Origin of the sequence: Synechococcus sp. WC101, assembly GCF_047461555.1 — a bacterium.
Lineage (GTDB): Bacteria > Cyanobacteriota > Cyanobacteriia > Thermostichales > Thermostichaceae > Thermostichus.
Window position 1 is genome coordinate 1 of record NZ_JANSHG010000170.1, and the last position, 4,959, is coordinate 4,959.

The following is a 4,959-nucleotide window of genomic DNA, read 5'->3' on the forward strand; positions in this document are numbered from 1 at the left end:
TCCAAGAGCAGCACTTGCCAGCGCAGCAACTGCTGCAACTGCGGCCAGCCCAGGGGAGACTCCAGGCTGTCTTGAAGGGCTTGGACGGTGCGGATCCCGTCCACCTGCTGCAGGAAGGCGAAGGCTTCCTCGCTGAGGGAGATTGCCTCGTAGGCGTAGTTGAAGATGCTCCGGCCCGGCCACAGGCCTAGACATGGGCTGAGGTGGGCAACAGCCGAGGCCACCGCCTCCGGACTGGTCCATTCCCAGCGGGGGAGGGGAGGCTTGCCGAGGAAGAGCTCGTAGTGGGCCACCACCGGATCCAGCAGCTCGATCAGGCGGTAGCGCTCCGGCTCTGGCAGTTGAGCCGCCTGGGCCAGCAGGGCCTCATCCTGGCCCAACACCCGTTCCAGCCGCCAGAACTCCGGGTTGGAAAAGCGCAAAAACTGCAGCCCGGAGGCGCGGATCAGCTCAAACAGGGTCTCAATGTTGTAGTCCACTTCCTGCGGGTGCAGGTACATGTCGGCAAAGCATTCGTCGTCCACGTTCTCAACGGCCCAGCGGGCGCGTTCCTGCTGCTGGATGCGGTTGCTCTCCGGCAAAATCCGGAAGAGGCGGCGGCCTACCTGTAGCCCTTGTTGCAGGTGTTCTGCGGAAGCCAGGGGCTGGTGTTCGGAGCCGGCGACCAGTAGGCGGATGGCCTTTTGCATCAGGCGAATTTCGTGGCGGCCCAGCTCGCCATAGACAAACAAATGCAGGATCCCGCCAGGGGCCAATTTGCTCGCCAGCGCCTGCAGCCCCGCCAGCGGATCCGGCAGGTGGTGGAGCATGCCCACGCAGTTGATGAAGTCGAACTGCCCCGGCAGTTGGTCGATGTCGTAAACGTTGAGCTGGCAAAACTGCACCGGCGGCGCCTGGGAAGCCCGGCAGCGGGCCTTGGCAATCTCCAGGGCGCGGCCGCTTAGGTCAAAGGCCCAGATCTCCGCTTCCGGGTTTTGGTGGGCGATGTATTCTGTCCCTACCCCAGAGCCGCAGCCGGCATCCAGGATGCGCACCTTGCGCCGGCCCGGATGGGATCCGGTGCAAAAAGCATAGGCCTGGGGCCAGCTCCAGCGCCAGTTCCACCCCGGCGGGGGAACGGTGCCGATGGGCTGTGGTGGGAAGGGGTAGAGGTCGTAGAGCTGCCGCACTTGCTCAAGGATCTGTTCGGCGTTGCGGGACTGCATAGGCTCTCCGGCCAGACTATCCAGACTATAGTGACGATATCCCCCTCACGAGATGTTCTGCCGCCCCCTATGGCTGTTCGCTCCTCTCACCCGTTGCAAGCTGGCCTCACCTTCGATTGGCTCAAACTGAGGGCTGAGCTCAAAAAAATTCTCGATCCCCGGCGGGTGATCAGCAGGCCGGAGGAGCTGCTGGTTTACGAGTGCGACGGGCTGACCAGCTACCGGCAAAGGCCGGCTCTGGTGGTGTTGCCGCGCACCACGGAGGAGGTGGCGCAGGTGGTGAAGCTGTGCAGCCGCTACCAGGTGCCCTTCGTGGCGCGGGGATCCGGCACCGGCCTTTCGGGAGGGGCGCTGCCGCTGGAAAATAGCGTCGTCATCGCCACCACCCTGATGAAACAGATCCTGGAGATTGACCTAGACAACCGCTGCATGGTGGTGCAGCCGGGAGTAATCAACGCCTGGATTACCCAAGCGGTGGCCGCCCAGGGCTATTTTTATGCGCCGGATCCCTCCAGCCAGTCGGTTTGCTCCATCGGCGGCAATGTGGCGGAAAACTCCGGCGGCGTCCACTGTCTCAAGTACGGGGTGACGGCCAACCACATCCTCGGCCTGACGGTGGTGCTGCCGGATGGGGAAGTGGTGCGCTGGGGGGGCAAGATCCCGGAGATGCCCGGCTACGACTGGGTGGGCCTGTTCGTCGGCTCCGAGGGCACTCTGGGCATTGCTACCGAGATTACCCTGCGCTTGCTCAAGGCGCCGGCCCAGGTGCAGGTCTTGCTGGCGGATTTTGACAGCGTCGAGGCGGCAGGAGCCACCGTTTCCGACATCATCGCCGCCGGGATCATCCCCGCCGGCCTGGAGATCATGGATAACTTCAGCATCAATGCCGTGGAAGATGTGGTTCAGTTGGGCTACTACCCGCGGGATGCGGCAGCCATCTTGCTGGTGGAGGTGGACGGGCTGGAGCTGGAGGTGGAGGAAGTCGGCCAACAGGTGAGGGCGCTCTGCTTGAAAAACGGGGCCCGCCAGGTGCAGGTGGCCGTCGATGCAGAAGAGCGGGCGCGGCTGTGGAAGGGGCGCAAGGCGGCCTTTGCCGCCATGGGCAAGCTCAGCCCCAACTACTACGTCCAGGATGGGGTGATCCCCCGCAGCCAGCTAGCCTATGTCCTCAAAGAAATCGAGCGCCTCAGCCGCCAGTACCGCTACCCGGTGGCCAATGTGTTCCACGCCGGCGACGGCAACCTCCATCCGCTGATTCTCTACGACGAGTCGGTGCCGGGATCCCTGGAGCAGGTGGAGAAGCTGGGGGGTGAGATCCTCAAGCTCTGCGTGCGCCTGGGAGGCAGCATCTCTGGCGAGCATGGCATCGGGGCCGACAAGCGCTGCTACATGTCGGAGATGTTTACGCCCACGGATTTGGAGAGCATGCAGTGGGTGCGGCAGGTGCTCGACCCGCAGCACATCGCCAATCCCGACAAGATCTTTCCCACCCCCCGCACCTGCGGCGAGGCGGCCCACGCCCACCGGCAGCCGGAATGGCAAGGGATCCCGGTCTTCTAGGTGGCCTGGCGCTGCTGCTGCAGCTCGGCAAAGGCCTGGGCAAAGTCTTCCTGGCGGATGACCAGGGTCTTGGGATCCACCGACTCGGCAGTGGCCCGGTGGCGGCGAATGGCGGCAATTGCCGCCCGGTTGCTCAAGAGAGCCAGATCGGCGCCGCTCCAGCCTTCCGTGCGCTCAGCCCATCCTTCCAGATCCACATCCGGCCCCAGGGGGCGCTTGCGGTTGTGCACGGCCAAGATCTCCCGCCGCCCGGCCCGATCCGGCAGCTCCACACTCAGGTGCAGCTCCAGCCGGCCGGCGCGGGTGAGGGCGGGATCCAAGCTGACTTTGCGGTTGGTGGCGGCCACCACCAACACCCCCTGGCTGGGGCGGATCCCGTCCAGTTCGGCCAGCAGTTGCCCCAGAACGCGGTCGCTGACGCCGCTATCGCCGGAGTAGCTGCCCCGCGCCGGGGCGAGGGTGTCGATCTCGTCGATGAAGATGACACAAGGGGCGCACTGGCGGGCGCGGGCAAAGAGCTCTCGCACCGCCTGCTCGGAGGATCCCACCCATTTGCTCAAGAGCTCTGGGCCGGAGACGGCGATGAAGTTGGCCTTGGCCTGGGAGGCAATCGCCTTGGCCAGCAGGGTCTTGCCGGTGCCGGGAGGGCCGCTGAGGAGGATCCCTTTGGGCGCTTGCGCCTGGGCCTGCTCGTACAGCTCCGGGTGCAGCAGGGATCCCTCGATGGCCTCCTGCAGAACCTGCTTGGCCTGCTCCAGGCCGCCGATCTGATCCCAGCTCACCTGGGGCGACTCGATTTCCACTGAGCGCAACACCGCCGGCTTCACCTGTTGCAGGGCCTGCTGGAAGTCCGCCGCCGAAACTGTCAAGGAGTCGGGGATGGGGGATCCCAGATCCGGCACCTGCCGCCGCAAGGCCGCATAGGCTGCCGCCTGGCACAGGCCGCGCAGATCTGCCCCCACAAAGCCCAGCGTCTGATCCGCCAGGCTGTCCAAGTCCACATCTTCTGCCAGCGGCATGCCGCGGGTGTGGATGGCCAAGATCTCCCGCCGCCCCTCCCGATCCGGCACCTTGAAAATGACCTCGCGGTCGAAGCGGCCCGGTCGCCGCAGCGCCGGATCCAGGGCCTCGGGCCGGTTGGTGGCCGCCAGCACCACAACACCTTTTTGGGCCACAAAGCCGTCCATCAGCCCCAGCATTTGAGCCACCAGGCGCTTTTCCACCTCTCCCTCGACGGCGGCGCGGTTGGGCACAAGGGCGTCGATTTCGTCGATGAACACCAGACAGGGGGCCGACTTGGCCGCCTTTTCAAATACCTGCCGCAGGCGCGCCTCCGCCTCCCCATAGTACTTGCCGATCAGCTCCGGGCCGACGAGGGCAATGTAGTTCACCCCCAGGCTCTCGGCCAAAGCGCGGGCCGTCAGGGTCTTGCCAGTGCCAGGGGGGCCAACCAACAGCACGCCACGGGGCGGCTCCAAACCCAACTTGGCCAGCAGATCGGGCCGCTTGAGGGGGATCTCCACCAGCTCCCGCAAAGCTTGCAGTTGTTCCTTCAACCCCCCCACATCCTTGAGGCGCGGTCCCGGCCAGGTGTCTGGGCTGCCGGGGGGGTCGGCGACAGTGGCCTCAGGCGTAGGGTCAGCCTTGGGCGGCTCGCGCCAGCCTGACGTGGACATCACCTGAGGCTCGCTGCTCCAGGAGGGATCCCCCGTCTGGGCACTGCGGCGGCGGGGGATAGAACCAGAAGGGGGGATGGAGCTGCCCAGGGATCGGGCCTGGATGCGCACTTCGGTTCGCAGCCCCCCCGTGTTTTTTTTCTCGTCCAGCTTCTGGGCTAGCTCGATGAGCTGCTCAATACCCTGGATAAAGTCGCTTAGATCCGCCACAGCCCGGGTTTTCCGTCTACAAATGACCCACCAACAGAGGTTTTAGCCCATCCCTTGCCGGCTGAGGCTCTCCCCAGTAAGCCAGGGATCCGGCTCCGGCAAGCTTTCTGGTCAGCCCACAGCCTAGAGAGAGCGGGATTCAGCCACAGCCGAGATGGGGGAAGGGCTGGCGGAGAGCTTGCGCACCTCGGAGCAGAAAGAGGCCATGCTGAAGCCGCCGAAGCGCTTGACGGTGCTGGCCCGCAGGCGCAGGTTGGGGCTGGCAAACCAGATGCGCTCCTCCGACTCGGTCATCTCGTACTCGGTGT

General features: G+C 65.2%; 4 protein-coding genes. 1 reads left to right on the forward strand and 3 read right to left on the reverse strand.

From position 1 onward, the window contains the following. Positions 1 to 1,205 (reverse strand): class I SAM-dependent methyltransferase (locus NW809_RS10695; protein WP_414402105.1); only part of this gene is annotated, 1,205 nt, incomplete at its 3' end. Positions 1,206 to 1,274: 69 nt separating this feature from the next. Here NW809_RS10695 and glcD point away from each other — a divergent pair. Next, on the forward strand, positions 1,275 to 2,765 hold the full coding sequence (gene glcD / locus NW809_RS10700; RefSeq protein WP_414402106.1) for a glycolate oxidase subunit GlcD: 1,491 nt from the start codon (positions 1,275 to 1,277) through the stop codon (positions 2,763 to 2,765). Here the strand turns inward: glcD and NW809_RS10705 are convergent. Continuing rightward, positions 2,762 to 4,651: an AAA family ATPase gene (locus NW809_RS10705; protein ID WP_414402107.1), complete on the reverse strand. Its 1,890-nt coding sequence runs from the start codon at positions 4,649 to 4,651 to the stop codon at positions 2,762 to 2,764. The genes glcD and NW809_RS10705 overlap by 4 nt on opposite strands. 123 nt (positions 4,652 to 4,774) lie before the next feature. Continuing rightward, positions 4,775 to 4,959 (reverse strand): phycobiliprotein lyase (locus NW809_RS10710; RefSeq protein ID WP_414402108.1); only part of this gene is annotated, 185 nt, incomplete at its 5' end.